This is a genomic window from Pantoea sp. Cy-639 (assembly GCF_011752525.1).
Lineage (GTDB): Bacteria > Pseudomonadota > Gammaproteobacteria > Pseudomonadales > Pseudomonadaceae > Aquipseudomonas.
This window is the reverse complement of record NZ_VWXI01000003.1, coordinates 324,426-348,012: the sequence shown is the minus strand read 5'-3', so window position 1 is coordinate 348,012 and position 23,587 is coordinate 324,426. Positions and strand designations below refer to the sequence as shown.

The following is a 23,587-nucleotide window of genomic DNA, read 5'->3' as shown; positions in this document are numbered from 1 at the left end:
TCTGCGGGCCGCAGGCTCTAGCAGGGCTGGCTGTTGCGGCCTCAGGCCAGGCGCTTGAGTGGCTGTTCGGCGAACTTCACGCCGGCCAGGCCATGCTTGATCAACGCGCGGATATTGCCGTGGTCGCTGCCGTCCGGGGTGGCCAGCACGCTGCGGTAGTGCTCGCCGAAGGCCAGCAGGGCCTGTTGGTCGCTCAGGCCTTCCAGCAGGGCCAGGCCGAGGGTCTTGCACGAGCCTTCGTTCTGTCCGGCGGCGTTGTGCACGTCGCCATTGTCGAACGCCTGGGGTTGGTAGGCGTAGTGCTCGGCGATGAAGGCCAGGGTGTCGGCGAATACGTGTTCGCCGCTGGCCAGGCTGCTGCGCAGGGTGTTCAGGTCAGTCACGGGGTTTTCCTTGTTCGAACGCCGCCTGTTGCTCGGCGCTGGCTTCTTTCTGGTACTGGGCTTTCCACTCGGCGTAGGGCATGCCGTACACCTGCTCGCGGGCGTCGTCCAGGCTCAGCTCGATCTGGCGATCGTCAGCCGCGGCCTTGAGCCATTTCGACAGGCAGTTGCGGCAGAAGCCGGAGAGGTTCATCAGGTCGATGTTCTGCACGTCGGTGCGCTTTTGCAGGTGATCGACCAGGCGCCGGAACGCGGCGGCTTCGAGTTCGAGCTGTTGTTGCTCAGTCATGGGGGCAATCTCTCAGGTCATGCGGTTCTTCAGATGGCGGCCGCCGTTGATGACCAGCTGGCTGCCGGTGCTGTACTGGCTCTGCAGCAGGAACAGCACGGCGTCGATCAGCGGCCGGGCGCCGGGTTCGAATTCGAGCAGGGCCTTTTTCAGGGTCTGCTGGCGGTAGTGCTCGTCGCCGCCTTCCTTGAGGATCAGCAGGCCCGGCAGGATACCGTTGACGCGCACCGTCGGCGCGTACTTTTCGGCGAACGACAGCACCATGTTCTGCAGCGCGGCCTTGGTCGCGGCATAGGCGATGTGGCTCTTGCTGCCGCGCGAGGAGGTTTCGTCGCAGACATGGATGATGTCGGCCTTGTCCACCTTGTGCAGCAGCTCGCCGAGGGCGAGGTTGAGGTGGTAGGGCGCCTCGACATGCAGGCGGAACATGGTCTCGAGGTTGTCCAGGCCGTCGTCGAGCCACAGCGAGGCGTTATGGACGATCGCCCGTAGGCCGTCGTAGTGCGTGTGCAGGTGGTCGATCAGGGCCTGACGGTCGTCGACCCGGGTGAGGTCGGCCTGGAACGGATGGATGTTCGGGTGGGCTGCCTGCGGCTGCGGGCTGCGGCTGGCGCTGACCACCGTATGGCCGGCCTGCGCCAGCTCAAGGGCCAGGGCCAGCCCGACGCGCTGGCTGGCTCCGGTGATGAGGATTGGGCTGTTCATGTTCGGGGCGGTCTGTTGGTCTGTGCGTGCGTGATGCCCCAGCATACCCGAACTGCGCGACCTTGCGAGTCCGCGCCCTCAGCGGCCGCGCAGCGCTGCGGCGCGTTCCGTGGCGTCAGCCGGCGCGGGGTTCAGCCAGCCGGCCAGCAGGCGGGTCGACAGCGGGATGAACAGGTACACCATCAAGGGTGTCAGGGCCAGGGTGCTGAGCAGTACGCGCGGCACCAGGTCGAGGGGGGCCAGCCAGTGGCCGAACAGCAGGTTGAACAGCAGCGACACCGGGAAAAATGCCAGCCAGATGGCCGTGGCCTGCTTCCAGCGCGGCGGTTTTTGCACCATGTTGGTGCCGAACCAGTCGTCGATACCGCTGACGCGCCTCTCTTTGGGGCGCTCGAACAGGCCGTCGCCGCGTTGCAGCCAGGCGCGGCGCGAGGCGGAGTGCTCCCAGGCGTGCAGGGTCTGTTCGTTGGTGAAGCGGAAGACGATCTGGAATTCGTCGCCGTCGGCGGGTGGGGCGAGGATGCCAGAGCCCAGGTAGCCGGTGAAGTCGGTGGCCAGTTGCTCGCCTTCGTGCAGCCAGGCCAGCAGGTCCTGGTAACGGCCATGGGCGGCGCGGCGCGACACCATCAAGGTGACGGGGTGGGTAGACATCGTGTATCTCCTGACGACGAGGCTGGCGGGTAGCCGGCCCCTTGGCGTGCGGCCCGGGGTGGTGGGCGGCGCAGGCATGCTTGCAAGAATCGGGCACGGATTATCGCCGGTCGATCATGACCGGTCAGTTTCAGTCGGCCGGACGGTCGTCAGAGCGGGGTTGGAGGCTGGGCGTGCAGCTCGGGGTGAGCCTGGCGATGAGCCTGGAGGATGTACTCGCGCAGGCGCTCGATCTCTTCGGCCGGGGTGTTCGACAGGTCGTAGGCCGCCAGGGTAGGGCCGATGCGCCGGCGCAGCGCGCCGTGCAGGCCGATCGGCGGGATGCCTTCGGCGGTGAAGCGCAGGGCGAACTGCACGGGGGCCTCGGGCAGGCCGCGAACCTCCAGCAAGACGCCTTTGAACGAAATGTCACGCACCCACAGCGCGCTGGGCCGGCCATGGTCGTCCAGCAGCGCCGCCGGGCGCTCCAGCGACAGCCGCCAGGGGCGCAGCATGGGGCCGTCCTCGTAGATGTCCGGCGAGCCGAGCTGCAGGTGCAGGGCGTGGAATTCGTCCTCGACCAATTGCAGGGGGAAACTCAGTTGCTGGTTGTTGTAGCTGGCTTGCAAGGTCACCTGCTCGCTGGCTACCAGGCGGGTGAGCAGGTCCTTGAGTCGACGGTCGCCATTGACCTGCAGGCTCGACATGGGATCGGCCAGGTTCAGTTGGGGCGAATGCTGCATGTCCTGGATGAAGTCCAGCTCATCCTGAGAAAGGAGGGCGTCTGCTTGCATGGTCGAACTCGAAGGGGCGATCGGTAGGTGCGATTTCTTCACGGCGATGGACAGCGACGAATCCGCTTCGTTCAGGTCACTGGTCGGATGACGCACAGGCCTGTGACTTTTGGCGGAGGCGGCCTTTTGCCACTGTCGGGTGCTAGTATCCTACGTTTTCACTCAGTTTCGGAATCCTCGCCCGATGAAAGTCGCCATTATTTCCGGTTCGGTGTATGGCACCGCCGAAGAAGTCGCCCGCCATGCCGAGTCGCTGCTCAAGGCTGCGGGCCTTGAAGCCTGGCATGCCGCCCGCGCCACCCTGCAGGACCTCGAGGGCTTCGCCCCAGACGCCTTGCTGGCGGTGACCTCGACCACTGGCATGGGCGAGCTGCCTGATAGCCTGATGCCGTTGTACAGCAATATCCGCGACGTACTGCCGGCCGCCTGGCGTGGTTTGCCGGGCGCGGTGATCGGCCTGGGTGACTCGAGCTATGGCGACACCTACTGCGGCGGCGGCGAGCAGATGCGCGAGCTGTTCGCCGAGCTGGGGGTGAACGAGGTGCTGCCGATGCTGCGCCTGGACGCCAGCGAAACCGTTACCCCGGAGACCGATGCCGAACCGTGGCTGGCCGAGTTCGCGGCAGTCTTGAAGGGGTGATGACGGTCGTACCGGTGTTATCGCAGGCTGACGCCAGCTCCCACAAGATCATGGATCGTGCGAGCCTGCGACAGGGCCGGTATGCCCCACCTCTCAGACTCGATAACTGTGGGAGCTGGCGACAGCCTGCGACAGGGCCGGTATGCCCCCCACCTCTCAGCCTCGATAACTGTGGGAGCTGGCGACAGCCTGCGACAGGTCCGGTATAGCCCCCCCAGCTCTCAGCCTTGTTCGCGCAACAGCGCCAGCCACGCCTGCGCCGCCCGTGACAGGTACGCCCCGCGTCGCCAGATGAAGGCGATGTCCCACCTCAGGTAGTCCGGCGCCCTCAAGGGCAGGCGCACCACTCCGGGCCGTTCCAGCGCGCGGGCGACGATGGCGGGCAGCAGCACCACGCCTTGCCCGGCCGCCACCAGCGCGGCGAGAAAGTCCGCCTGGCCACTGCGCCCGCCTTCCTTCGGCGTGAACCCCACCTGTTGGCAGGCGCTGAGCAAGCGATCGTTGAGCACGAAGCTGCGCTGGTACAGCAGGAAGGGCGTGTCGGCCAACTGCACCAGTTCGACCTCGTCCAGGCCCGCGAGGGCATGCCCGGCTGGCAGCAGTGCTTCCAGCGGTTCATTGCAGAACGGCACGAAGTCGAATGCCGGATCGCTCGGGGTCAGGCTGCCGCCCAGCTCCAGCTCGCCGCTTTTCACGGCCTGCTCGACCATTCGACTGCCACCTTCGAGCAGTTGGATCGAGATGTTCGGATGCCGGCGTCGGTATTCGGCGAACAACCCGGCGAACAAGGCGTCACTGCCCAGCAGCGGCAGGCCCAGGCGCAGCTCGCCGCGGGCCATCTGGCTGAGGTCGTCGAGCTCGCTCAGCAGCTCCTGGCGCTGGCGCAGCAGCACTTCGCCGCGCTCGAGGACGATGCGTCCGGCGGCGGTCAGGAGCAGTTGCGAGCCCTGGCGCTCGAGCAATGGCTGGCCGATGTCCTGCTCGAGCTGGGCGACTTGCTTGCTCACGGCCGACTGGCTGATGTGCAGGGTGCCTGCCGCCTGGGTGAAGCCGCCACGGTGGACGACCTCGATGAAGCTGCGCAGCTGTTTGAATTCCATGATCGATCGCGATTCCGGATTGGAATGGCTACCAGTCTAACAATTCGCTTCTGGCCTAGGTGGCTGACTTCTACAATGGGCACGTTGTCGAGGAACCCCCGCCATGAACCCTGCATTACTGAAGAAAACCCTGCGCCTGCTCGCCGAGCTGACGGTGCTGTTTACCCTGTTCCTGATCGGTGGCCAGTTGGCCGCCTGGCTCGCCTGGCCGATCCCCGGCGGCGTGATGGGGCTGGCGCTGCTGCTGGTGCTGTTCGCCAGCGGCGTGCTCAAGCCGGCCATGCTGCAACTGGGCGCTGGCTGGCTGATGGCCGAGATGCTGCTGTTCTTCATCCCCGCGCTGATGAGCCTGCTGGACTATGGCAGCCTGCTGCGCAGCGAAGGCTGGCGCATTCTGCTGGTGATCGCTGCCAGCACGCTGCTGGTGATGGTGGTCACTGCCGTCACCGTCGAGCTGGTATGCCGCTGGAGGTTGCGCCATGAGTCTTGAGCCCATGCCGCTGTTCTGGCTGGCGCTGACCCTGGTCGCCTACCTGGGCAGCCGTTGGCTGTACCGGCGCAGTGGTCGCTACCTGCTGTCGCCGCTGATCCTGGTGCCGGCGCTGCTGTTGGCGGTGGCTGTGCCGCTGCATACCGCCTATGCCGAATACGCCCGCGACACCCATTGGCTGATGGGCGTGCTGGGCCCGGTGACGGTCGCCTTCGCCGTGCCGATCTGGCAGCAGCGGGCGATGCTGGCGCGGCATTGGCCAGCATTGCTGGTGGGCATGCTCGCCGGCAGCGTGGCGTCGATCGGCAGTTCCTGGGCACTGGCCCATCTGCTGGCGCTGGACGAGTCGGTCAGCCTGTCGCTGCTGCCTCGTTCGATCACCACGCCGTTTGCCATGCCGGTGGCCGAGGGCCTGGGCGGCGTGCCGGAGCTGACCGCGGTGTTCGTGATGTTCACCGGGGTGCTCGGGGCGATGTTCGGCGGCATCCTGCTGCGCTGGCTGCCGCTGCGCACGCCGCTGGCGCGGGGCGCGCTGTTCGGCGTCGGTGCCCACGGCGCGGGGGTCAGCCGGGCCCAGGAGGTCGGGCGCGAGGAAGGCTCGGTGGCGGGCCTGGTGATGGTCCTGACCGGGTTGCTCAACCTGTTGGCGGCGCCGCTGCTGGTGATGCTGTTCTGACCGTTCGTGCCACTGACTCGCACGGTCATCAGGCTGGCTGCCAAGGCGACTAAACAGGGCCGTTTTGGCTTCTAGACTGTGCCTCGAGATCAAGAGCACATGCATGTGCCGAGGTGACTTGCCATGAGCGCAGCCTTGCCGAATTCCGCCATTTGTCCACCAGGACGACCGTGATGCCGCTGACCGAGATTCCACTGAGTGTCTGGCGCACCCGGAGCCTGGGCTTCAGCTTCCGTGGCCAGTCCATCCGCTACTGGACCGCAGGGCAGGGCGCGCCGCTGCTGTTGCTGCATGGCTTTCCCACTGCCAGCTGGGACTGGCACTACCTGTGGGCTCCGTTGGCCCAGCGCTTTCGCGTGGTGGCCTGTGACATGCTCGGCTTTGGCGACTCGGCCAAGCCCGCTGGCCACGACTACAGCCTGCTGGAGCAGGCCGACCTGCAGCAGGCATTGCTCGAACACTTGCGGATCCACCAACCGGTGCATCTGCTGGCCCACGACTATGGCGGCAGCGTCGCCCAGGAACTGTTGGCACGGCACCACGAGCAGCGCCTGGACGTCGCCAGTTGCGTGTTCCTCAACAGTGGCCTGTTCCCCGAAACCTGCCGGGTGCTGCTGGTGCAGAAGCTGCTGCTCAGCCGGCTGGGCTGGCTGGTCGGCCGCTCGTTCGGGCGCGATGACCTGGTGCGTAATGTCAGCCAGGTATACGGGCCGTGTACTCATCCAAGCGAGAGCGCGCTGGACGATCTCTGGAGCCTGATCGCCGCCAACCGCGGCCCGCGCATCCTGCACAAGCTGATCGCCTTCCTGCCCGAGCGCTGTGCCCAGCGCGAGCGCTGGGTCGGGGCGATGCAGCGCGAGGGCGTGCCGCTGCGCCTGATCAACGGCGCGGTGGACCCGTTGTCCGGCGCGCATATGGTCGAGCGCTACCGCCAGGTGGTGCCAGCCCCGGACACCGTGGTGCTGCAAGGCATCGGCCATTACCCGCATACCGAGGCGCCGGTGCAGGTGCTGCGCCATTACCTGGCCTTTCGCGAGCAGCCCCTGAACCACCTGCCGCAGAAGATCGCCTGGTCCTGAGCCAGCGGATCATCGCCGTGCGTTATCGCCCGCCATTCGCCGTGGTGCGCTTGATTGTCCGGTGTCCGTCGCTGGTGGACACTCGTCGTCTTCCCGTCGTCACCTGGAGCCCTGAGCATGAGCGAGCCGGTATGTCTGCAAGATCGAGTGGCGATCGTCACCGGAGCCGGTGGCGGCCTGGGGCGCGCCCACGCGCTGCTGTTCGCCGCGCACGGCGCGCGGGTGGTGGTCAACGACCTGGGCGGCAGCACCCATGGCGAGGGGGCCAATGCCTCGGCTGCCGATCGGGTGGTGGAGGAGATCCGTGCCGCCGGTGGCACGGCGGTGGCCAGCCATGACTCGGTCACCGAGGGCGCGCGTATCGTCGAGCAGGCCCTGGACAGCTTCGGCCAGGTCGATGTGCTGGTGAACAACGCCGGCATCCTGCGCGACAAGACCTTCCACAAGATGGAAGACAGCGACTGGGAGCAGGTCTACCGGGTACATGTCGAAGGCGCCTACAAGGTCACCCACGCCGCCTGGCCGCACCTGCGCGCGCAGAACTGGGGGCGGGTGATCTTCACCTCGTCGACCTCGGGCATCTACGGCAATTTCGGCCAGGCCAACTACGGTATGGCCAAGCTTGGCCTGTACGGGTTGACCCGTACCCTGGCGCTGGAGGGGCGTCGGCACGGCATCCTGGTCAACGCCATCGCCCCCACCGGCGGCACACGCATGACCGAAGGGCTGATCCCACCCCAGGTGTTCGAACGCCTGCGGCCTGAGCTGATCAGCCCGCTGGTGGTGTTCCTGGGCAGCGAGCAGTGCCAGGACAGCGGCGAGCTGTTCGAGGTGGGCGGCGGCTGGATCGGCAAGGTGCGCTGGGAACGTAGCCAGGGAGTGGGGTTCGATCCGCAAGCGGGCATTACACCGGAACAGGTGGCGGACAACTGGGCGCGGATCTGCGACTTCGAGGGCGCGGCACATCCGCAGGACAGCGTGCAGGCCATGCAGCAGATGATGGCGAACCTGCAGAAGTATCCATTGGGGTGATGTGTGCCGGGCCATGGCATGGCTGGATCGAGGTGGGCGCTGGCTTGTACCCAATCGCCGGCGCTCTGTTGCCTGGGCCGGCCTTATCGCGGGGCAAGCCCGTTCCCACAAGGTACCTGCAGTAGCAGGGGATTCTTGCAGGAATAAAAAAGGCCGCTGCAATCGCAGCGGCCAATCGAGACGTTAGATCAAGGAGCTTCAAAATCAACGTCGGTGAACCTTGGTGGCCCGAAAGGCGGGGGGGAGAGCCCTTCGTGCCGAACCAACGAGGTAAGAATAGGCACAATATTCTGTGGGAAAAATACCCGCTTTTGACATTCTCTATTACATCGCCCGCGATAATCCCTAACGTTTCTGGCATTTACCAACGCGTTCTGCGTAGCCTCTTCCTAGGGGAGAGTAGGCTCCTGTACGAATCTTTCCATCCGCAATGGTTTTTCTGATTTCTGCACTGTGCAATTTCCTACATTGCATTGAGAAAGAAATCATGGGTCCACATTTCCCTTCCGCTGTCCCTTCGGGCGTTTCGCCGATCGCCGATCAACAAACCCTTAGCGCATTTTTCGTCACGACCCTGTTGCTGCAGGCGCAAATGGCTTTGGCACCTGGTCTTCCACCTCGCGAGACACCTATCGACGATCCTGAGCGCTGGCTGGATGAGCAATGGCAGGCCTGTGCCGACCGGTGGTGGGTGGAGCAGTCTGCCGAGGTTGCTGAACAGCTGCGCGAATTGCTGGCGCTGCAGATACGTGCCCGCGCCCTGCGTCGCGGCGCCCCGAGGGCGGACATGGAAGCTTTGCTGCCAGACGCCGACCCTACGGTGGCATCTGTCTCTCTGATGACGGACACCGGTGAGCACGTGCGTATTCCTGGCTTCCTCGCGCTGAGCCACAGCCTGTTCGACGACGAGGAGCCTTTCGTGCTCCATGGCTTGGGAGCGGCTGTCTGGTTCGACACGTCTCCACGCATGGCTGACACCCTGCTCTCTTATGTGCGCAGCGAAGGTTGCTGGCAGCAGCTCATCACCGCACAAGCGCATGCGGCACTGCTGCACGCGGGAGCCGTTGAGCTGATCTTGACGCCGTTGGCGGTGCCGCTTGAGGCCTTCCTGCTTGACGAGATGCGCTTGCTGCAACGTCGATTGGTCGTCAATGCCTTGGCTGCTGGGGAGGCGGTTGAAAACGCCGTGACGCTCGGGGCCTGGTTCGAGCAATTGCAGGGGTGTGTGGTCGAGGCCATGGGGGATTTGCGCAAGGACCTGGCGCCAGCGTGGTTGCGCAACCTGTCGTCAGCCGAGGCTGCACAGTTGGCGGCACTCGAGCGGTCGGCGAGCGAGGCTGAGGTGCAGTTGGCGCAGCAGTCCGGGCACAGTGATTTCTATGACTATGCCAGCCATCGCATCGGCCTTTGGTTGACCGATCGAGGCTTTCCCGGATTGGCGGCAGAAGATGTGCAGCTGCATATCACCCATGACTTCACCCAGGATGCATCGGTGCAGGTGGTGTCACTGCTCGAGTGGGTCTGCGGTGGTGCCTACCACGGTGAGCATCTGACCGTGACGATCCAGCATGAGAGGTTACGTCTTGCCCTGGGGCAGGCGGGCGTGGCGACGGTCGCCGATGAGTTGCAGCTACAGCAGTCTTATGTCGGGCAACTCGAGCACATCTATGAAAGCGACTGGATCAGGCATCTGCTGGGCAAGGCGCTGGAGGCCAGGCTGCTGCTCGCCTGGCAGGCCGCGGACTTCCAGGGCATCGACCGCAAGGCGGTGAGATTGTTCGAGCAGGCCATGCAGCCGTCCTACGTGGGTACGGTCAATGTGGCACTGTTGTCCATCAACGGTGAGATGCTGCTGACCGATCACCTGTACCTGTATAACGACGATATCCATGTGCTGTATGCACCCGGGTCTCCGGCGGGCGATCTTCAGGCGTTTCGCTCCGCTGGGCAGATGAGTTTCGCGCTGGGCGCACTGACCGCCACGCCCCAAGGACGCGACTACCTGGTCGAGCATGTCCAGCACGCTCAGCGCCCGGCGCTGGCCCGGTATCTGAAACTGGTTGCCAGGCTGCCTCAGGAATGGTCCCGCGAGACGATCAATGTGCATGCGCAAGACATCGACGGCAGGGCGCAACTGGTCCAGCACTGGACTGACCTCAGGGTGCTGAAGATACTCGACGATCTTGAGCCGATCAGGCCATTGGTGCATGCCGAGCCGGATGAGGCGCTGCAACGACGGGTGGTGGACATCGACCACGAGTTACGCGTGCTCATGGCGGATTACCAGGCAGTTGCCGAGGTCCAGACCTTCATGGCCTATGCCCGTGACCAGGTAAGCGAGCGCATCAACCGCTACCCGGGTAACCCGGGCGGCTGGATTGATGCCGATACTGTGCTGGTCGAACTGGAGGGAGGTGTTCGTCAGTCCTTGACCCAAGTGGCGGCAGGCGGATACCCCGCGGACTTCAACTTCAAGGATTTCGCCCGGATCTCTTCCACCGTTGGCCAGGACCTGTCGCACTTGAGCAACCACGCGCTCGACGGTTACATCCGCGCCGCCAGGCTGGGGCAACGATACTGTGCTGAAATCCGCAGCAGCTACCTTGATCCGCATGGCGATAGCGATTCCAGGCCCTTGGCCCTGCATCGTCATATCACCGGCATGAAAATCCAGCGCGACTGCCTGCTGGCGCTGCAGAGCGGGCGCCTCAGCGACACGCATGCCCGTTGGCTGAGGCCGGTCTGCATGCGTTTTCACCAAGGCAGTTTCATCGATGATTGCAAACTGGCCGAGCTGAAGATCAATGGCGCCGGCGTAGCGGGAGACTATCTGCTGCAGTCGCCAAAGGCACCGGGCACCTTGGTTTACCTCAGCGATGGTCCTGATGACGGCTACTTGTACGAGGTCGGTGATTTCGTCGAACAATGGCGTGGCGATGCCATGCAGGACTGGGTCTACGAACACGTGTCGGTCGATGATGAACTGTTGATCCGCAGGTTGAACGAGGATGTGCGCAACGATGACGCCAAGGATCACTCGAGACAGATGGGGGATTCCAGGATCGCCAGGTCCTTGCAGGTGTGGCACAACATCCGTGATCTGTCGGTTGCCCTGCGCCAGCGAATAAAGCGCTTGTTGGCTGAAGCGGCACGTGATGCCTACAGCGCGGCGAGGCGCATTACCCAGGAAGTGTTCTGGCTGGTCGGTCTGGTAGCGGATGTCGTGGCCTTGGTATTCCCGCCAGCGCGTGTCGTGCTGGGCTTCATCAAGGCTGGGGTGGCGTTTTACCACAGCCTCGTGATGCTGCGCGATGGCGACAAGACTGCGGCCCTGCTAACCCTGCTCAAAGGGATCGCCAGTCTGCCAGGCTTTACTGGAGTGCTGAAGTTCTACGCTACCCGGCTGTTCGACCAGGCCAGCAAACTTTGGTCGACCCTGTTCCCCGGGCCGTCATCCGCGTTGAGTCTGTGGCTCAAGAAGCAATTCGCGATACTGAAGGCGTTGTACGAGCAGCATGAGTTGCTCAAGGATTTCGGGCAGGCAGCGATAGCGCCGCTCAAGGAGCGTTTCGAGGAGGAGCTAGCGTGGTATACGCAACTGATCGGTTCTCGGGAGGGCATGTCCCCGCCGCTGTCTCGGTGACGGAGCGGGTTCCGCGGAGCGTGGAGCTAAACGGCTGAGTCATGCCCCATCCGCCTGCTGACGGCCCCTGTCGCCGCCAGCAGGCGTTGTGCCGCCGGCCCTTGCTCGTCGGCATGGAAGATCGAAGTCGGCCCGACCACGGTCATCACTGCGGCAATCTGGCCCATGGCATTGAAGATGGGCGCGGACAGTGCATCCACGCCGGGCATCAGCAGGCCGTGGACGTGGTGCAGGCCGCGTTGGCGGATCTGGGCCAGCAAAGGCGCATACGTATCAGCCGTGTGTCCCAGCGCTGCCAGTTCCCGGTCGCGCAACTCCACGGTCTCGCGTTCCGGCAGGTGCGCGGCGAACACCAGTCCGGTGGACGAGCTGAGCAGCGGCAGCACCGAGCCGATCTGGGTGACCACCGTTACCGCACGCACCGCCGGCTCGATGCTCACCACGGTCGCGCCCTGGTTACCCCATACCGCGATGAAGCAGCTTTCGTTGAGCTCGTCACGCAGCTGCGACAGTGGCAATGCCGCGACCTTGAGCACATCGATGCTGCCCAGCGCCGCCATGCCTACCCGCAAGGCCTCGCGGCCCAGTCCGTAGTGATTGGTGGCCGGGTCCTGCTCGGCGAAGCCGCTGGCGATCAGTGCCTGCAGGTAGCGGTGGACCTTGCTCGCTGGCATCTGTACATGCTCGGCCAGGCGCGACAGCGAGGTGGACGGGGAGAGCTCGGCGAGGGCCTTGAGGATGTCGGTGCCGACTTCCGCCGAGCGGACCTTCTGCTTGCCGTTGTCGGCGGTGGTGCTGGCTTTGGCCATGGGGGAGCGTTCTATCCAGATTTTGCGGGGTGGCGCCTTTATAGCTTGACGCCTGCGCGCGAGCAAATTACGTTATTCGTAATCTGATTACGATAAAAACAATGCAGACGCGCTGCCGCCCTTGGTGCCGGTTTCAGGATCGGGCTCCGCAGCCTGCTGCCCGTAACGGCTCCATGCAGCCCGGAGGCACCGATGACCCGCGACACATCCCCTGAACGCCAGTACCTGAGCGGTTTCGGCAACGAATTCGCCAGCGAAGCCCTGCCCGGCGCGTTGCCGGTCGGGCAGAACTCACCGCAGAAGGCGCCCTACGGGCTGTACGCCGAACTGTTGTCGGGCACTGCGTTCACCATGACCCGCAGCGAGCTGCGCCGTACCTGGCTGTACCGCATCCGCCCCTCGGCGCTGCACCCGCGCTTCGAACGCCTGGCGCGCCAGCCGCTGACCGGCGCCCTCGGCCCGATCAACCCCAATCGCCTGCGCTGGAGCCCCCAGCCGATACCGGCCGAGCCCACCGACTTCATCGATGGCTGGCTGCCGATGGTGGCCAACTCGGCCTCGGAAAAACCGGCTGGGGTGAGCATCTACATCTACCGCGCCAACCGTTCGATGGAGCGGGTGTTCTTCAACGCCGACGGCGAATTGTTGCTGGTGCCCGAGCAGGGCCGCCTGCGCATCGCCACCGAACTGGGCGTGCTCGAAGTCGAACCACTGGAAATCGCGGTGATCCCGCGGGGCATGAAGTTCCGCGTCGAACTGCTCGACGCCCAGGCCCGCGGCTACATCGCCGAGAACCACGGCGCGCCGCTGCGCATCCCGGACCTTGGCCCGATCGGCAGCAACGGCCTGGCCAACCCGCGTGATTTCCTCACGCCGGTGGCACATTACGAAGACCACAGCGGCCCGGTGCAACTGGTGCAGAAGTTCCTCGGCGAGCACTGGGGGTGCGAGTTGCAGCATTCGCCCCTGGACGTGGTCGCCTGGCATGGCAGCAACGTGCCCTACAAGTACGACCTGCGCCGTTTCAACACCATCGGCACGGTCAGCTTCGACCATCCTGACCCGTCGATCTTCACTGTGCTGACTTCGCCGACCAGTGTGCATGGCATGGCCAACATGGACTTCGTGATCTTCCCGCCGCGCTGGATGGTGGCCGAGAACACCTTCCGTCCACCATGGTTCCACCGCAACCTGATGAACGAGTTCATGGGCCTGATCCAGGGCGCCTACGATGCCAAGGCCGAAGGTTTCCTGCCCGGCGGCGCTTCGCTGCACGGGGTGATGAGCGCCCACGGCCCGGACGCCGAGACCTGTGACAAGGCCATCGCCGCCGACCTGGCGCCGCACAAGATCGACAACACCATGGCTTTCATGTTCGAGACCAGCCAGGTGCTGCGTCCGAGCCTGCAGGCCCTTGAAAGCCCGCAGTTGCAGGCCGACTACGATAGTTGCTGGGCCACCTTGCCGAGCACCTTCAACCCGAACCGGAGATAACCGATGAACCACACCGCCATTGCCCGTAGCTGGGTCGAGCACGCCAACGGGCACCGCGACTTCCCGCTACAGAACCTGCCGCTGGGCATTTTCAGCCGGCCAGGCCAGGCACCGCGTTGCGGCGTGGCCATCGGCGACGCCATTCTCGACCTGGAGGCCGTGCTGGCCGCCGGGCTGTTCGATGGCGCTGCCAAGGCCGCTGTCGAGGCCACCCGCGGTGGCGCGCTGAACGCCTTCTTCGCCCTCGGGCGCCAAGCCCGCGTTGCCCTGCGCGAGCGTCTGCTGGCGCTGCTGGGTGAAGGCAGCGAGCACCAGGGCGCGCTCAAGGCGGCCTTGTATCCGGCCGCCGACTGCCAACTGCACCTGCCGGCGAAGATCGGTGACTACACCGACTTCTATGTTGGCATCGAGCATGCCAAGAACGTCGGCAAGCTGTTCCGTCCGGACAATCCGCTGCTGCCCAACTACAAGCATGTGCCGATCGGCTACCACGGCCGCGCCTCGACCATCCGCCCGTCCGGCACCGACGTGCGCCGACCCAAGGGCCAGACCCTGCCGGCCGGCCAGACCGAGCCGAGCTTCGGTCCTTGCGCCCGGCTGGACTATGAACTGGAACTGGGGATCTGGATCGGCCAGGGCAACGAGATGGGACAGTCGATCCCGGTCGGCGACGCCGCCGAGCACGTGGCCGGCTTCTGCCTGCTCAACGACTGGTCGGCGCGGGACATCCAGGCCTGGGAATACCAGCCGCTGGGTCCGTTCCTGTCCAAGAGCTTCATCACCACGGTCTCGCCCTGGGTAGTGACCGCTGAGGCCCTGGAGCCGTTCCGTTGCGCCCAGCCGGCGCGCCCGCAAGGCGATCCGCAGCCGCTGTCGTACCTGCTCGACAAGCGCGACCAGGCCGGCGGTGCCTTCGATATCGAGTTGGAAGTGCTGCTGCTGACTGAGCGCATGCGCGAGCAGAACCTGCCGGCCCACCGTCTGACCCTGAGCAACACCCGCAGCATGTACTGGACCGTGGCGCAGATGGTCGCCCACCACAGCGTCAACGGCTGCCAGCTGCAACCGGGCGACCTGTTCGGTTCGGGCACCCTGTCGGGTGCGGCGCCGGGCTCGTTCGGCAGCCTGCTGGAGATCACCGAGGGCGGCAAGCACCCGGTGGAACTGGCCAGTGGCGAAGTGCGCAAGTTCCTCGAGGACGGCGACGAGATCATCCTGCGCGCCCGTTGCGTGGCTGATGGCGTGGCCAGCATCGGCTTCGGCGAATGTCGCGGCACCATCGTCGCGGCCAACTGAGGGGACAGGGCGATGGAACTGTTCACCTACTACCGCTCCACTTCGTCGTATCGGGTGCGCATCGCCCTGGCGCTCAAGGGCCTGGATTATCAGGCCCTGCCAGTGAACCTGCTCAAGGGCGAGCAGCGTGGCGAGGCTTACCTTGCGCTCAATCCCCAGGGCCGGGTGCCGGCCTTGCGCCTGGACAGCGGCGAGCTGCTGGTGCAATCGCCGGCGATCATCGAGTACCTGGAAGAAGCCTTCCCAGAAACCCCGCTGCTGCCGCGCGCCCTCGAGGGGCGGGCCCAGGTGCGTGGTGTGGCGGCGATCATCGGTTGCGATATCCATCCGCTGCACAACGTCAGCGTGCTCAACCAACTGCGCCAGCTAGGGCACGACGAGGCCCAGGTCAACCAGTGGATCGGTCACTGGATCAGCCAAGGGCTGGCGGCGGTGGAGCGACTGATCGGCGATGAAGGCTTCTGCTTCGGCGCAGCGCCGGGGCTGGCCGATGTCTACCTGATCCCGCAACTGTACGCGGCCGAGCGCTTCAACATCGACCTTGGTGGCTACCCGCGCATTCGCCGGGTGGCCGCCCTGGCTGAGCAGCATCCGGCTTTTGCCAAGGCCCACCCGGCCAGGCAGTCCGACACGCCCAGCTGATTCGGTGTCCGTCGGCAAGGCTGGCTCCTGCAGTGTGCCCTGGTTTGTTTCGGCTTGCAGGAGCCAGCCTTGCTGGCGAGCTCGGCAACAATAAAAACAACAAACAGGCACCTTGCGATGCATAACCAGATAGTCAGCTTTCGCGCGGCGCTCGACGCGCGCCCGGTATCATCCTTCCAGCGTTACCTGCTGTTGCTGTTGATCCTGCTGTTGGTCACCGATGGTTATGACGCCCAGGTACTGGGCTATGTGATTCCGGCGCTGGCCCAGGACTGGGGGTTGGAGAAGGCCGCCTTCGGGCCGGTGTTCAGCGCCAACCTGCTGGGGCTGACGATTGGCTCGCTGGCAGTGACACCGCTGGCCGACCGTTTCGGTGTGCGCCGGGTGCTGTTGTGCTGCGTATTGCTGTACGCCAGCCTGACAGTGCTGATGGTCTTCGCCAGCTCGCTCGACAGCCTGATGCTGGCGCGCTTTCTATGCGGCATCGGCATGGGCGGTGCCATGCCCAGCGCCATGGCGCTGATGGCTGACTATGCCCCGCCCCGCTTGCGTACCTTGATGGTGACTCTGGCCGCCTGCGGTTTCTCTCTGGGTGGCGCGGCAGGCGGCTTCGTCGCCGTAGGCTTCATCGACCACTACGGCTGGCAGGCTGTGTTCCTGGCCGGTGGCATCGCGCCGTTGCTGCTGTTCCCCATCCTGTTCTTCGCCTTGCCCGAGTCGCTGGCGCGCCTGCTGCGCGATGAGCCGCCTCATGCTCGCCTGCAGCAAGTCGCTGCCCGGATGTTGCCCAGCTGGCAGGTGCCACCGGCACAGAGGACGGCCGACGAACCAGGCGCCTCCCAACTGAGTGTGCTGGCACTGTTCCGAGGAGGCTTCGCCCGACCGACCTTGTTGCTGTGGAGCACCTTCTTCGTCAGCCTGATCCTGCTGTACTTCATGATCAGTTGGCTGCCGTCATTGCTGCAGGAGAGCGGATTGGCGCTGAACCAGGCCAACTTGGTCACTTCGCTGTTCCTGTTCGCCGGTACCTTCGGCGCGGTGTGCCTGGCCTGGTGCGCCGACCGCATGGTCAACAAGGCCCGCCTGCTGTCTGGCGTGCTGCTGGGGGCGGCGCTGTTCAGCGTGCTGGTGGGGCTGAACCACGACGATCCGCGTTGGCTGGTGCCCAGCGTGTTCGCTGCAGGGTTCTGCATCATCGGCGGGCAACTGACGCTCAATGCCTTTGCCAGCAACTTCTACCCGGCCCAGGTACGGGCTACCGGCACAGGGTGGGCGCTAGGCGTGGGACGTTTTGGCTCGATCCTCGGCCCACTATTGGGCGGCCTGCTGCTCAGCCGACACTTGCCGGTGGAGCAGATCTTCTACTTTTGCGCCGTGCCGGCGCTGCTCGGGGCTCTGCTGGTCAGCCAGGTGCGGGCGCCTCAGGCACGGCAGGCGGACGTCGAAGGCCAAGCGCTAGTGGATTGAGCGTTTGCCGTTGGGGATCTGGCCGAGGCGTTCGCCGAGCTTCAGGCGTTGCAACGGATCGTCGGTCAGCAGCAGGGCGTGTTCCAGGTCGAAGCGTTCGGCCTGCGGACAATCCAGGTGCTGGTAGAGGGTGGCGCGGGCCAGGTAGTCGCCGACCTGTGCCGGGCCCAGTTGCATGACCCGTTCGGCGTCGACCAGCGCGGCGAGGTCGTTGTCGTTGCTGCTGTGCAACTGGCGCAGGTTGCGCGACAGGCGCTGGAGCATCTGCATGGGCGAGGCGCTGCGCAGGTGTTCGGCGTTGAGCGTGAGTTGCGGGCCGAACTGGCGGGCCAGCAGTTCGCGGCAGTCGACCGGATACAGGCGACGACCACCGCAGGGATCGAGCAGGTGATCGGCGCCGGGGACGCGCAGCAGGAAATGGCCGGGGAAGTTGACCCCTTCCAGCGGAATCGACAGCCGCTGCGCCAGCTCCAGGGCGAGGATGGCCAATGGCAACGGCTGGCCTCGGCGACGTTGCAGTACCTTGTCCATCAGCGCCACCTGCGGGCGCAGCGGGTGATAGTCGTCCTGCTGGAAGCCCAGGGCATTGAGCTGGCGCAGCAGCGGCTGGGCCAGCTCGTGCAGAGGCAGCAGCGGCAGGTTGCTGCTGATCTCGCGTTGCAGTTCGCGCACCTGGACCAGGCCGTCGGCAGGTTCGACAACAGGGTCGTGTTCGGCGGCGATCCACAGGGTGGCTTCGAGCAGGGCGACCGGCTCGCGTTCCAGGCAGGCCAGGCAGGCTAGACGTGGGTTCATGAGGGCTCTCCATCACGCTTAACTTTTAGCCCTGGCGCCGCGGTTCGTCCAGTGGTCCGGCCGGGCGGCGGGTGGGGCTTGCCTGCCTATACTGTTAGGAGCACCTGTCGGGGGAGCTCGTCGATGTTCGCGCTCATGCAAAGTACCCGTACCCAGTCACTGCACCTGTTCATCGACCCGCCCACGGGTCTGAAGGCCGTGGTGGTGATCCACAACGACCAGCTGGGGCCGGCGATGGGCGGCTGTCGCTATCTGCCCTATGCCGACGATGAAAGTGCCATGACCGATGCCATTCGCCTGGCCCAGGGCATGAGCTACAAGGCGGCCCTGGCCGGGTTGCCGATGGGCGGCGGCAAGGCCGTGATCGTGCGCAATCCCCATGTGGAGAACCGTGCCGCACTGTTCGAGGCTTTCGGCCGCTTCGTCGACACCTTGCAGGGGCGGTTCATCACTGCCGTGGACAGCGGTACCTCGACCCTGGACATGGACTGCATCGCCCAGGCCACCGCGCATGTCACCAGTACTACGGCTTCGGGCGATCCGTCGCCTCACGCGGCCATGGGCGTGTTCGCTGGCATCCGTGCCACGTCCATGGCTCGCCTGGGCAGCGACAATCTGGAGGGGCTGCGAGTGGCGGTGCAGGGGTTGGGCAACGTGGGCTATGCACTGGCTGAGCAGTTGCATGTGGCGGGGGCCGAGTTGCTGGTCAGCGACCTGGACTCAGGCAAGGTGCGGCTGGCGGTGGAACAGTTCAATGCCCAGCCGGTGGCGCACGAGGCGCTGGTCAGCACCCCCTGCGATATCTTCGCGCCCTGCGGCGTCGGGCCGGTACTCAACGGGCAAAGCGTGATGCAACTGCGCTGCGCGGCGGTGGCGGGTTCGGCGAACAACCAGTTGACTACCTTGCAGGTGGCCGACCAGTTGGAAAAGCGCGGGATTCTCTATGCACCTGACTACGTGATCAATGCTGGCGGCTTGATCTACGTGGCCTTGACCTATCGTGGCGAGAGCCTGACGACCATCACCTCGCACCTGGCGCGGATCCCTTCCCGGCTGACCGAGGTGTTCGCCCACGCCCAGGCGGAGAAGCGCTCACCGGCGAGGGTGGCGCATACGCTGGCGGAAAGGTTGTTGTATGGCTGATGCAGCCTACTCGGCAGGACTGGTGTCCAGCAGTTCGGCCAGGGCATCGGGCTGGCTCTTGAACGCGCGGGCGAACACGTCGCGGTTCTTGGCCATGTAGATGCCGGCTTCCTCGACCTGCTGCTCGCTCAGCGACGGCACGGCCTTGTGCAGTACCTCGGCCAGGCGCTCGGCCAGTTCGAGCATCTTGTCGTGACGGTCTGCTTCGGCCTTATCCATGAACAAGCGCTCCGGGTCGCGGCTGCTGCGGTACACCACTTCGACGGCCATTCATCACCTCTGTGCCTTTTTGCTGATTGGATTGTGGGTAACTGTATTTTTATACAGTACAGGCTCAGGCCACCGCCCTGCAACCGCAATGATGGCCTTTTATGCTGCAAACAGCGTAGTCCACAGGTGCCCTGCGGCAATCGGCCGCCTTCCAAGGCATGGGCCTGGCCCTTTAACTGCATGACACAAGACCTTCAGCCGTATCGGGGAATCGAACATCGTGAACATCAAATGGGCAGAAAAGCTGCGCAAGGGCCTGCACGGCTCGGCCGACTCGCTGGGCAACCTGTGCGTGGAGGCCTTCCACTACCTGGCACTGTTCGGCATTGGCGCGATCACCGCCTATGCGGCAGTGGTGACGTTCCTGGACATGCTGGGCAAGGGGGGGATCAGCGTCGATGACATCCTGCTGCTGTTCATCTACCTGGAGCTGGGCGCGATGGTAGGGATCTACTTCAAGACCAACCACATGCCTATCCGCTTCCTGCTGTACGTGGCGATCACCGCGCTGACGCGCCTGCTGATCGGCGATGTGTCGCACCACAAGGCGCCGGATGTCGGCTTGCTGTACGTGTGTGGCGGCATCCTGCTGCTGGCGTTCGCCATCCTGGTGGTGCGCTACGCCTCGTACCGCTACCCGTCGACCAAGGCGCTGGATGCCAACGGCAAGGAAGTGGAAGAGGGCAAGTAGGCCTCAGTTGGCCAGCCCGGCGGTGCTGAAGCACAGCCCCCGGCGCTGCTCGCCGGTCAGGGCGGCCAGCACCTCCAGCGGGTTCTGGCCCAGCTCGATGGCCAGGCCCAGGCGGATGCTGTCGATGACCCGGCGCAGGCGCACTGGGTCGTTGCGCTGGGCTTGGCTGATCAGGCGCTTGGCCACCACGCCGCTGTCGTCGGAGAGGGTCAGCATGATGCTGCCGTCCAGGCGTTCGATGCTCAGGTTGACCCGGTAGTCGGGGGCGAAGGCGGCGCTGATCTGCTCGAAGGGGTTGTGCATGGTCGGGTCCTGCCGTGGATGAATGCAGGGGTTGACCGGGACGGCGCGGGGTTGGTTCAGGCCCGTTGATCGGCACAGACGAAAACGCCCGGCAGTGCCGGGCGTTGTTGTCAGAGCCTGTCGGTCAGGCGTCGGGGTCGTTCAGTTCGAGGACTCCGCGCTTGCTGCGCAGCTTGCCGTAGAAGTGATCCAGCGCGTTGTTCAGTTTGCTGGCGGCGCCGTCGACGGCCTGGTCCAGGGACGTGGCAGTGTGGGTGACCGAGATCGGCTGATGGCCTTTGGGGCGAGCCTCCATCTGGCAGCGCTTGTCATGCGGTCCGGGCTTGGCGCCGTTGTCGTCGCGCAGGTGCACCTCGATGCGGGTGAGGTCGTCCTCGTAGCGTTCCAGCGAAGCCTGCAGGGTGCTGCGGACCCAGTGGTCGAGACGGCTGTTGCCTTCGATATGGTTGCTGCTGTTGACCTGGATTTGCATGATTCAATCCTTATTCAGCTTGCTCGCAGAGAGGCGTGCCTAGGCCATTGAGGCCCTTGGTATTTCTTCGCCTCTTGACTCTAAGGTCAGGCAACCGAAGAGTGAATTCAACCCCCTTTTGAAAATATATTTCGACTAGTCGAAAGCAAAGCTGACTTTTTGGTCGGCTGCGATTCATGCCCCCATCGCCAGGATGAGCGCAGCAATCTTGCCCGCCACCTGCACAGCTATGCAGGCGCCCATTTTGTCGGCGGATGGCCACCTCTGCCGCCCAGCGCCAGATGCCGTGATAGCGCACAACCATCAGCGCAATAGCGAACGGTGGTTGTTCAAAAACCTGCGAAGTAGGACAATTATCGGCTTCACGTCCCAACCAGCGACCTTGCATGGCCTTTCTTGCACTTGGTATCAACCATAAGACTGCCTCGGTAGACGTACGCGAGCGCGTGGCGTTTACCCCGGAGCAGCTGGTGGACGCCCTGCAGCAGCTGTGCCGACTGACCGCCAGCCGCGAGGCGGCGATCCTGTCGACCTGCAACCGCAGCGAGCTCTACATCGAGCAGGACCACCTGGCCGCCGACGCCGTGCTGCAATGGCTGGCCGATTATCACCAGCTGAGCCTCGACGAACTGCGCGCCAGCGCCTACGTCCATGAGGACCACGACGCGGTCCGGCACATGATGCGTGTGGCCTCCGGCCTCGATTCGCTGGTGCTCGGCGAGCCGCAGATCCTCGGCCAGATGAAGTCGGCCTATGCCGTGGCGCGCGAGGCCGGTACCGTCGGCCCGCTGCTCGGACGCCTGTTCCAGGCCACCTTCAGCGCCGCCAAGCAGGTCCGTACCGACACCGCGATCGGCGAGAACCCGGTATCGGTGGCATTTGCCGCGGTGAGCCTGGCCAAGCAGATCTTCGCCGACCTCGGGCGCAGCCAGGCGCTGCTGATCGGCGCTGGCGAGACCATCACCCTGGTCGCCCGCCACCTGCACGAGCAGGGCGTGCGTCGTATCGTCGTCGCCAACCGCACGCTGGAGCGTGCCAGTACCCTGGCCGAGCAGTTCGGCGCCCATGCGGTGCTGCTGTCGGACATTCCCCAGGAGCTGGCCAACAGTGACATCGTCATCAGTTCCACCGCCAGCCAGTTGCCGATCCTTGGCAAGGGCGCGGTGGAGAGCGCCCTGAAACAGCGCCGGCACAAGCCGATCTTCATGGTCGACATCGCCGTGCCGCGGGATATCGAGCCGCAGGTCGGCGAGTTGGACGATGTCTACCTGTACACCGTCGACGATCTCCACGAAGTGGTCGCGGAAAACCTCAAGAGCCGCCAGGGCGCAGCCCAGGCCGCCGAGGAGCTGGTTTCGGCCGGTGCCGACGACTTCATGGGGCGCCTGCGCGAATTGGCCGCGGTCGATGTGCTCAAGGCCTATCGGCAACAGAGCGAGCGCCTGCGCGACGAAGAATTGCACAAGGCCCAGCGCCTGCTGGCCAATGGCGGCAATCCCGAAGAAATACTGGCCCAGTTGGCCCGGGGGCTGACCAACAAACTCCTGCATGCGCCCAGCGTGCAACTGAAAAAGCTCTCCGCCGAAGGCCGCGTCGATGCGCTGGCCATGGCCCAGGAACTCTTCGCCCTCCACGAGGGCTCGACGGACAAGACCCCGCAATGAAAGCGTCGCTGCTGAACAAACTGGACACGCTCCAGGACCGCTTCGAGGAACTCACCGCGCTGCTGGGTGATGCCGAAGTCATTTCCGACCAGACGCGTTTTCGCGCCTATTCCCGTGAGTACGCCGAAGTCGAGCCGGTGATCGGCGCCTATAAAGAGTGGCGCAAGGTCCAGGACGACCTCGAGGGCGCCCAGGCGCTGCTCAAGGACGCCGACCCTGACCTGCGCGAGATGGCGGTGGAAGAAGTGCGCGAGGCCAAGGAGCAACTGGTCGGCCTGGAGTCGCAGTTGCAACGCATGCTGCTGCCCAAGGACCCTAACGACGGGCGCAACGTGTTTCTCGAGATCCGCGCCGGCACCGGTGGCGACGAGGCGGCGATCTTCTCCGGCGACCTGTTCCGCATGTATTCGCGCTACGCCGAGAAGCGTGGCTGGCGTCTGGAGATCCTCTCCGAGAACGAGGGCGAGCATGGCGGTTACAAGGAAATCATCGCTCGGGTCGAAGGCGACAGCGTCTACGGCAAGCTGAAGTTCGAGTCAGGCGCGCATCGCGTACAACGTGTGCCCGAGACCGAATCCCAGGGGCGTATCCATACCTCGGCCTGCACCGTGGCGGTGCTGCCGGAGCCCGACGAGCAGGTGGCGATCGAGATCAACCCGGCCGACTTGCGCGTGGATACCTACCGCGCCTCCGGCGCCGGTGGCCAGCACGTCAACAAGACCGACTCGGCGATCCGCATCACCCACTTGCCTACCGGCATCGTGGTCGAGTGCCAGGAGGAGCGGTCGCAGCACAAGAACCGCGCCCGGGCGATGTCCTGGCTGTCGGCCAAGCTCAACGACATGCAGACCAGCGCCGCGCAGAACGCCATCGCCAGCGAGCGCAAGCTGCTGGTCGGCTCGGGCGACCGCTCCGAGCGCATCCGCACCTACAATTACCCACAGGGCCGGGTCACCGATCACCGTATCAACCTCACCCTCTACTCCCTGGACGACATCCTCGCCGGTGGCGTGGAGGCCGTGATCGAGCCGCTGCTGGCCGAATACCAGGCCGACCAGCTGGCTGCCCTGGGAGACTGAG

At 64.9% G+C, this 23,587-nt stretch carries 25 protein-coding genes; 14 read left to right on the top strand and 11 right to left on the bottom strand.

Translation table 11 applies throughout. From position 1 onward, the window contains the following. Positions 1-41: 41 nt before the first annotated feature. The 5 genes from F3J43_RS05955 to F3J43_RS05935 form a co-directional block, all read right to left on the bottom strand. A complete protein-coding gene (locus F3J43_RS05955; RefSeq protein ID WP_166883888.1) occupies positions 42-383 on the bottom strand; it encodes a HopJ type III effector protein in 342 nt (113 codons plus the stop codon). Continuing rightward, on the bottom strand, positions 376-672 hold the full coding sequence (locus F3J43_RS05950; RefSeq protein ID WP_166883887.1) for a DUF1244 domain-containing protein: 297 nt from the start codon (positions 670-672) through the stop codon (positions 376-378). Before F3J43_RS05950 ends, F3J43_RS05955 begins: the two co-directional genes overlap by 8 nt. Before the next feature lie 12 nt (positions 673-684). Then, complete coding sequence (gene folM, locus F3J43_RS05945) at positions 685-1,377, bottom strand: dihydromonapterin reductase (protein WP_205297658.1); 693 nt, start codon at positions 1,375-1,377, stop codon at positions 685-687. Positions 1,378-1,455: 78 nt separating this feature from the next. Next, positions 1,456-2,028, bottom strand: a complete 573-nt coding sequence (locus F3J43_RS05940; protein WP_166883885.1) for a putative antibiotic biosynthesis monooxygenase — start codon at positions 2,026-2,028, stop codon at positions 1,456-1,458. A gap of 149 nt (positions 2,029-2,177) precedes the next feature. Beyond that, positions 2,178-2,801, bottom strand: coding sequence for a hypothetical protein (locus tag F3J43_RS05935; protein ID WP_166883884.1), 624 nt, complete (start codon positions 2,799-2,801; stop codon positions 2,178-2,180). 184 nt (positions 2,802-2,985) lie between these two features. On the opposite strand from F3J43_RS05935, the gene F3J43_RS05930 reads away from it, so the two are divergent. Further along, positions 2,986-3,441: a flavodoxin gene (locus tag F3J43_RS05930; protein WP_166883883.1), complete on the top strand. Its 456-nt coding sequence runs from the start codon at positions 2,986-2,988 to the stop codon at positions 3,439-3,441. Positions 3,442-3,662: 221 nt separating this feature from the next. Here F3J43_RS05930 and F3J43_RS05925 read toward each other — a convergent pair whose 3' ends face one another. Continuing rightward, positions 3,663-4,541 carry a LysR family transcriptional regulator gene (locus tag F3J43_RS05925; RefSeq protein ID WP_166883882.1) on the bottom strand — a complete coding sequence of 293 codons (879 nt, stop codon included), beginning with the start codon at positions 4,539-4,541 and terminating at the stop codon, positions 3,663-3,665. Positions 4,542-4,644: 103 nt separating this feature from the next. Between F3J43_RS05925 and F3J43_RS05920 the strand changes: the two genes are divergently transcribed. From F3J43_RS05920 to F3J43_RS05900, 5 genes are all read left to right on the top strand, one after another. Continuing rightward, a complete protein-coding gene (locus F3J43_RS05920) occupies positions 4,645-5,031 on the top strand; it encodes a CidA/LrgA family protein (protein WP_166883881.1) in 387 nt (128 codons plus the stop codon). Beyond that, positions 5,021-5,707 carry an LrgB family protein gene (locus F3J43_RS05915; protein ID WP_166883880.1) on the top strand — a complete coding sequence of 229 codons (687 nt, stop codon included), beginning with the start codon at positions 5,021-5,023 and terminating at the stop codon, positions 5,705-5,707. The genes F3J43_RS05920 and F3J43_RS05915 overlap by 11 nt, the downstream gene beginning before the upstream one ends. 173 nt (positions 5,708-5,880) lie before the next feature. Then, complete coding sequence (locus tag F3J43_RS05910) at positions 5,881-6,786, top strand: alpha/beta fold hydrolase (protein WP_166883879.1); 906 nt, start codon at positions 5,881-5,883, stop codon at positions 6,784-6,786. 117 nt (positions 6,787-6,903) lie between these two features. Continuing rightward, positions 6,904-7,818, top strand: coding sequence for an SDR family oxidoreductase (locus F3J43_RS05905; protein WP_166883878.1), 915 nt, complete (start codon positions 6,904-6,906; stop codon positions 7,816-7,818). A 487-nt stretch (positions 7,819-8,305) separates the two neighbouring features. Then, positions 8,306-11,461: a dermonecrotic toxin domain-containing protein gene (locus F3J43_RS05900; RefSeq protein WP_166883877.1), complete on the top strand. Its 3,156-nt coding sequence runs from the start codon at positions 8,306-8,308 to the stop codon at positions 11,459-11,461. 26 nt (positions 11,462-11,487) lie between these two features. Here the strand turns inward: F3J43_RS05900 and F3J43_RS05895 are convergent, their stop codons facing one another. Beyond that, positions 11,488-12,270, bottom strand: coding sequence for an IclR family transcriptional regulator (locus tag F3J43_RS05895; RefSeq protein WP_166883876.1), 783 nt, complete (start codon positions 12,268-12,270; stop codon positions 11,488-11,490). A 192-nt stretch (positions 12,271-12,462) separates the two neighbouring features. Between F3J43_RS05895 and hmgA the strand changes: the two genes are divergently transcribed. The 4 genes from hmgA (at position 12,463) to F3J43_RS05875 (ending at position 17,169) form a co-directional block, all read left to right on the top strand. Beyond that, complete coding sequence (gene hmgA, locus F3J43_RS05890) at positions 12,463-13,764, top strand: homogentisate 1,2-dioxygenase (protein WP_166883875.1); 1,302 nt, start codon at positions 12,463-12,465, stop codon at positions 13,762-13,764. Between the two features lie 3 nt (positions 13,765-13,767). Further along, on the top strand, positions 13,768-15,060 hold the full coding sequence (gene fahA / locus F3J43_RS05885) for a fumarylacetoacetase (protein WP_166883874.1): 1,293 nt from the start codon (positions 13,768-13,770) through the stop codon (positions 15,058-15,060). Positions 15,061-15,072: 12 nt separating this feature from the next. Next, a complete protein-coding gene (gene maiA, locus F3J43_RS05880; RefSeq protein WP_166883873.1) occupies positions 15,073-15,702 on the top strand; it encodes a maleylacetoacetate isomerase in 630 nt (209 codons plus the stop codon). Positions 15,703-15,819: 117 nt separating this feature from the next. Next, positions 15,820-17,169 (top strand): MFS transporter, encoded by a 1,350-nt coding sequence (locus F3J43_RS05875; RefSeq protein ID WP_166883872.1) that lies wholly within the window; start codon positions 15,820-15,822, stop codon positions 17,167-17,169. Here F3J43_RS05875 and F3J43_RS05870 read toward each other — a convergent pair. Continuing rightward, entirely contained in the window at positions 17,158-17,964 is an 807-nt protein-coding gene (locus F3J43_RS05870) for a SirB1 family protein (RefSeq protein WP_166883871.1), read from the bottom strand. The genes F3J43_RS05875 and F3J43_RS05870 overlap by 12 nt on opposite strands. A gap of 123 nt (positions 17,965-18,087) precedes the next feature. On the opposite strand from F3J43_RS05870, the gene F3J43_RS05865 reads away from it, so the two are divergent. Next, positions 18,088-19,107: a Leu/Phe/Val dehydrogenase gene (locus F3J43_RS05865; RefSeq protein ID WP_166883870.1), complete on the top strand. Its 1,020-nt coding sequence runs from the start codon at positions 18,088-18,090 to the stop codon at positions 19,105-19,107. A 6-nt stretch (positions 19,108-19,113) separates the two neighbouring features. Here F3J43_RS05865 and F3J43_RS05860 read toward each other — a convergent pair whose 3' ends face one another. Then, a complete protein-coding gene (locus F3J43_RS05860) occupies positions 19,114-19,377 on the bottom strand; it encodes a YebG family protein (protein ID WP_166883869.1) in 264 nt (87 codons plus the stop codon). A gap of 220 nt (positions 19,378-19,597) precedes the next feature. Here F3J43_RS05860 and F3J43_RS05855 point away from each other — a divergent pair, with 220 nt between their 5' ends. Then, entirely contained in the window at positions 19,598-20,068 is a 471-nt protein-coding gene (locus F3J43_RS05855; protein ID WP_166883868.1) for a phosphate-starvation-inducible protein PsiE, read from the top strand. 3 nt (positions 20,069-20,071) lie between these two features. On the opposite strand, the gene F3J43_RS05850 is transcribed toward F3J43_RS05855, so the two are convergent. Beyond that, positions 20,072-20,371: a DUF3509 domain-containing protein gene (locus F3J43_RS05850; RefSeq protein ID WP_166883867.1), complete on the bottom strand. Its 300-nt coding sequence runs from the start codon at positions 20,369-20,371 to the stop codon at positions 20,072-20,074. A gap of 124 nt (positions 20,372-20,495) precedes the next feature. Further along, entirely contained in the window at positions 20,496-20,843 is a 348-nt protein-coding gene (locus tag F3J43_RS05845) for an HPF/RaiA family ribosome-associated protein (protein ID WP_166883866.1), read from the bottom strand. A 386-nt stretch (positions 20,844-21,229) separates the two neighbouring features. Between F3J43_RS05845 and hemA the strand changes: the two genes are divergently transcribed. Together hemA and prfA are read left to right on the top strand one after the other, a co-directional pair. Further along, positions 21,230-22,507 (top strand): glutamyl-tRNA reductase, encoded by a 1,278-nt coding sequence (hemA, locus tag F3J43_RS05840; protein WP_166883865.1) that lies wholly within the window; start codon positions 21,230-21,232, stop codon positions 22,505-22,507. Then, a complete protein-coding gene (gene prfA, locus F3J43_RS05835; protein ID WP_166883864.1) occupies positions 22,504-23,586 on the top strand; it encodes a peptide chain release factor 1 in 1,083 nt (360 codons plus the stop codon). Before hemA ends, prfA begins: the two co-directional genes overlap by 4 nt. Position 23,587 lies beyond the last annotated feature (1 nt).

Bases quoted from the DNA above. Each gene is read 5' to 3' on its own strand.
- F3J43_RS05950 (WP_166883887.1), bottom strand. From the start codon at position 672: ATGACTGAGCAACAACAGCTCGAACTCGAAGCCGCCGCGTTCCGGCGC.
- folM (WP_205297658.1), bottom strand. From the start codon at position 1,377: ATGAACAGCCCAATCCTCATCACCGGAGCCAGCCAGCGCGTCGGGCTG.
- F3J43_RS05940 (WP_166883885.1), bottom strand. From the start codon at position 2,028: ATGTCTACCCACCCCGTCACCTTGATGGTGTCGCGCCGCGCCGCCCAT.
- F3J43_RS05935 (WP_166883884.1), bottom strand. From the start codon at position 2,801: ATGCAAGCAGACGCCCTCCTTTCTCAGGATGAGCTGGACTTCATCCAG.
- F3J43_RS05930 (WP_166883883.1), top strand. From the start codon at position 2,986: ATGAAAGTCGCCATTATTTCCGGTTCGGTGTATGGCACCGCCGAAGAA.
- F3J43_RS05925 (WP_166883882.1), bottom strand. From the start codon at position 4,541: ATGGAATTCAAACAGCTGCGCAGCTTCATCGAGGTCGTCCACCGTGGC.
- F3J43_RS05920 (WP_166883881.1), top strand. From the start codon at position 4,645: ATGAACCCTGCATTACTGAAGAAAACCCTGCGCCTGCTCGCCGAGCTG.
- F3J43_RS05915 (WP_166883880.1), top strand. From the start codon at position 5,021: ATGAGTCTTGAGCCCATGCCGCTGTTCTGGCTGGCGCTGACCCTGGTC.
- F3J43_RS05910 (WP_166883879.1), top strand. From the start codon at position 5,881: ATGCCGCTGACCGAGATTCCACTGAGTGTCTGGCGCACCCGGAGCCTG.
- F3J43_RS05905 (WP_166883878.1), top strand. From the start codon at position 6,904: ATGAGCGAGCCGGTATGTCTGCAAGATCGAGTGGCGATCGTCACCGGA.
- F3J43_RS05900 (WP_166883877.1), top strand. From the start codon at position 8,306: ATGGGTCCACATTTCCCTTCCGCTGTCCCTTCGGGCGTTTCGCCGATC.
- F3J43_RS05895 (WP_166883876.1), bottom strand. From the start codon at position 12,270: ATGGCCAAAGCCAGCACCACCGCCGACAACGGCAAGCAGAAGGTCCGC.
- hmgA (WP_166883875.1), top strand. From the start codon at position 12,463: ATGACCCGCGACACATCCCCTGAACGCCAGTACCTGAGCGGTTTCGGC.
- fahA (WP_166883874.1), top strand. From the start codon at position 13,768: ATGAACCACACCGCCATTGCCCGTAGCTGGGTCGAGCACGCCAACGGG.
- maiA (WP_166883873.1), top strand. From the start codon at position 15,073: ATGGAACTGTTCACCTACTACCGCTCCACTTCGTCGTATCGGGTGCGC.
- F3J43_RS05875 (WP_166883872.1), top strand. From the start codon at position 15,820: ATGCATAACCAGATAGTCAGCTTTCGCGCGGCGCTCGACGCGCGCCCG.
- F3J43_RS05870 (WP_166883871.1), bottom strand. From the start codon at position 17,964: ATGAACCCACGTCTAGCCTGCCTGGCCTGCCTGGAACGCGAGCCGGTC.
- F3J43_RS05865 (WP_166883870.1), top strand. From the start codon at position 18,088: ATGTTCGCGCTCATGCAAAGTACCCGTACCCAGTCACTGCACCTGTTC.
- F3J43_RS05860 (WP_166883869.1), bottom strand. From the start codon at position 19,377: ATGGCCGTCGAAGTGGTGTACCGCAGCAGCCGCGACCCGGAGCGCTTG.
- F3J43_RS05850 (WP_166883867.1), bottom strand. From the start codon at position 20,371: ATGCACAACCCCTTCGAGCAGATCAGCGCCGCCTTCGCCCCCGACTAC.
- F3J43_RS05845 (WP_166883866.1), bottom strand. From the start codon at position 20,843: ATGCAAATCCAGGTCAACAGCAGCAACCATATCGAAGGCAACAGCCGT.
- hemA (WP_166883865.1), top strand. From the start codon at position 21,230: ATGGCCTTTCTTGCACTTGGTATCAACCATAAGACTGCCTCGGTAGAC.
- prfA (WP_166883864.1), top strand. From the start codon at position 22,504: ATGAAAGCGTCGCTGCTGAACAAACTGGACACGCTCCAGGACCGCTTC.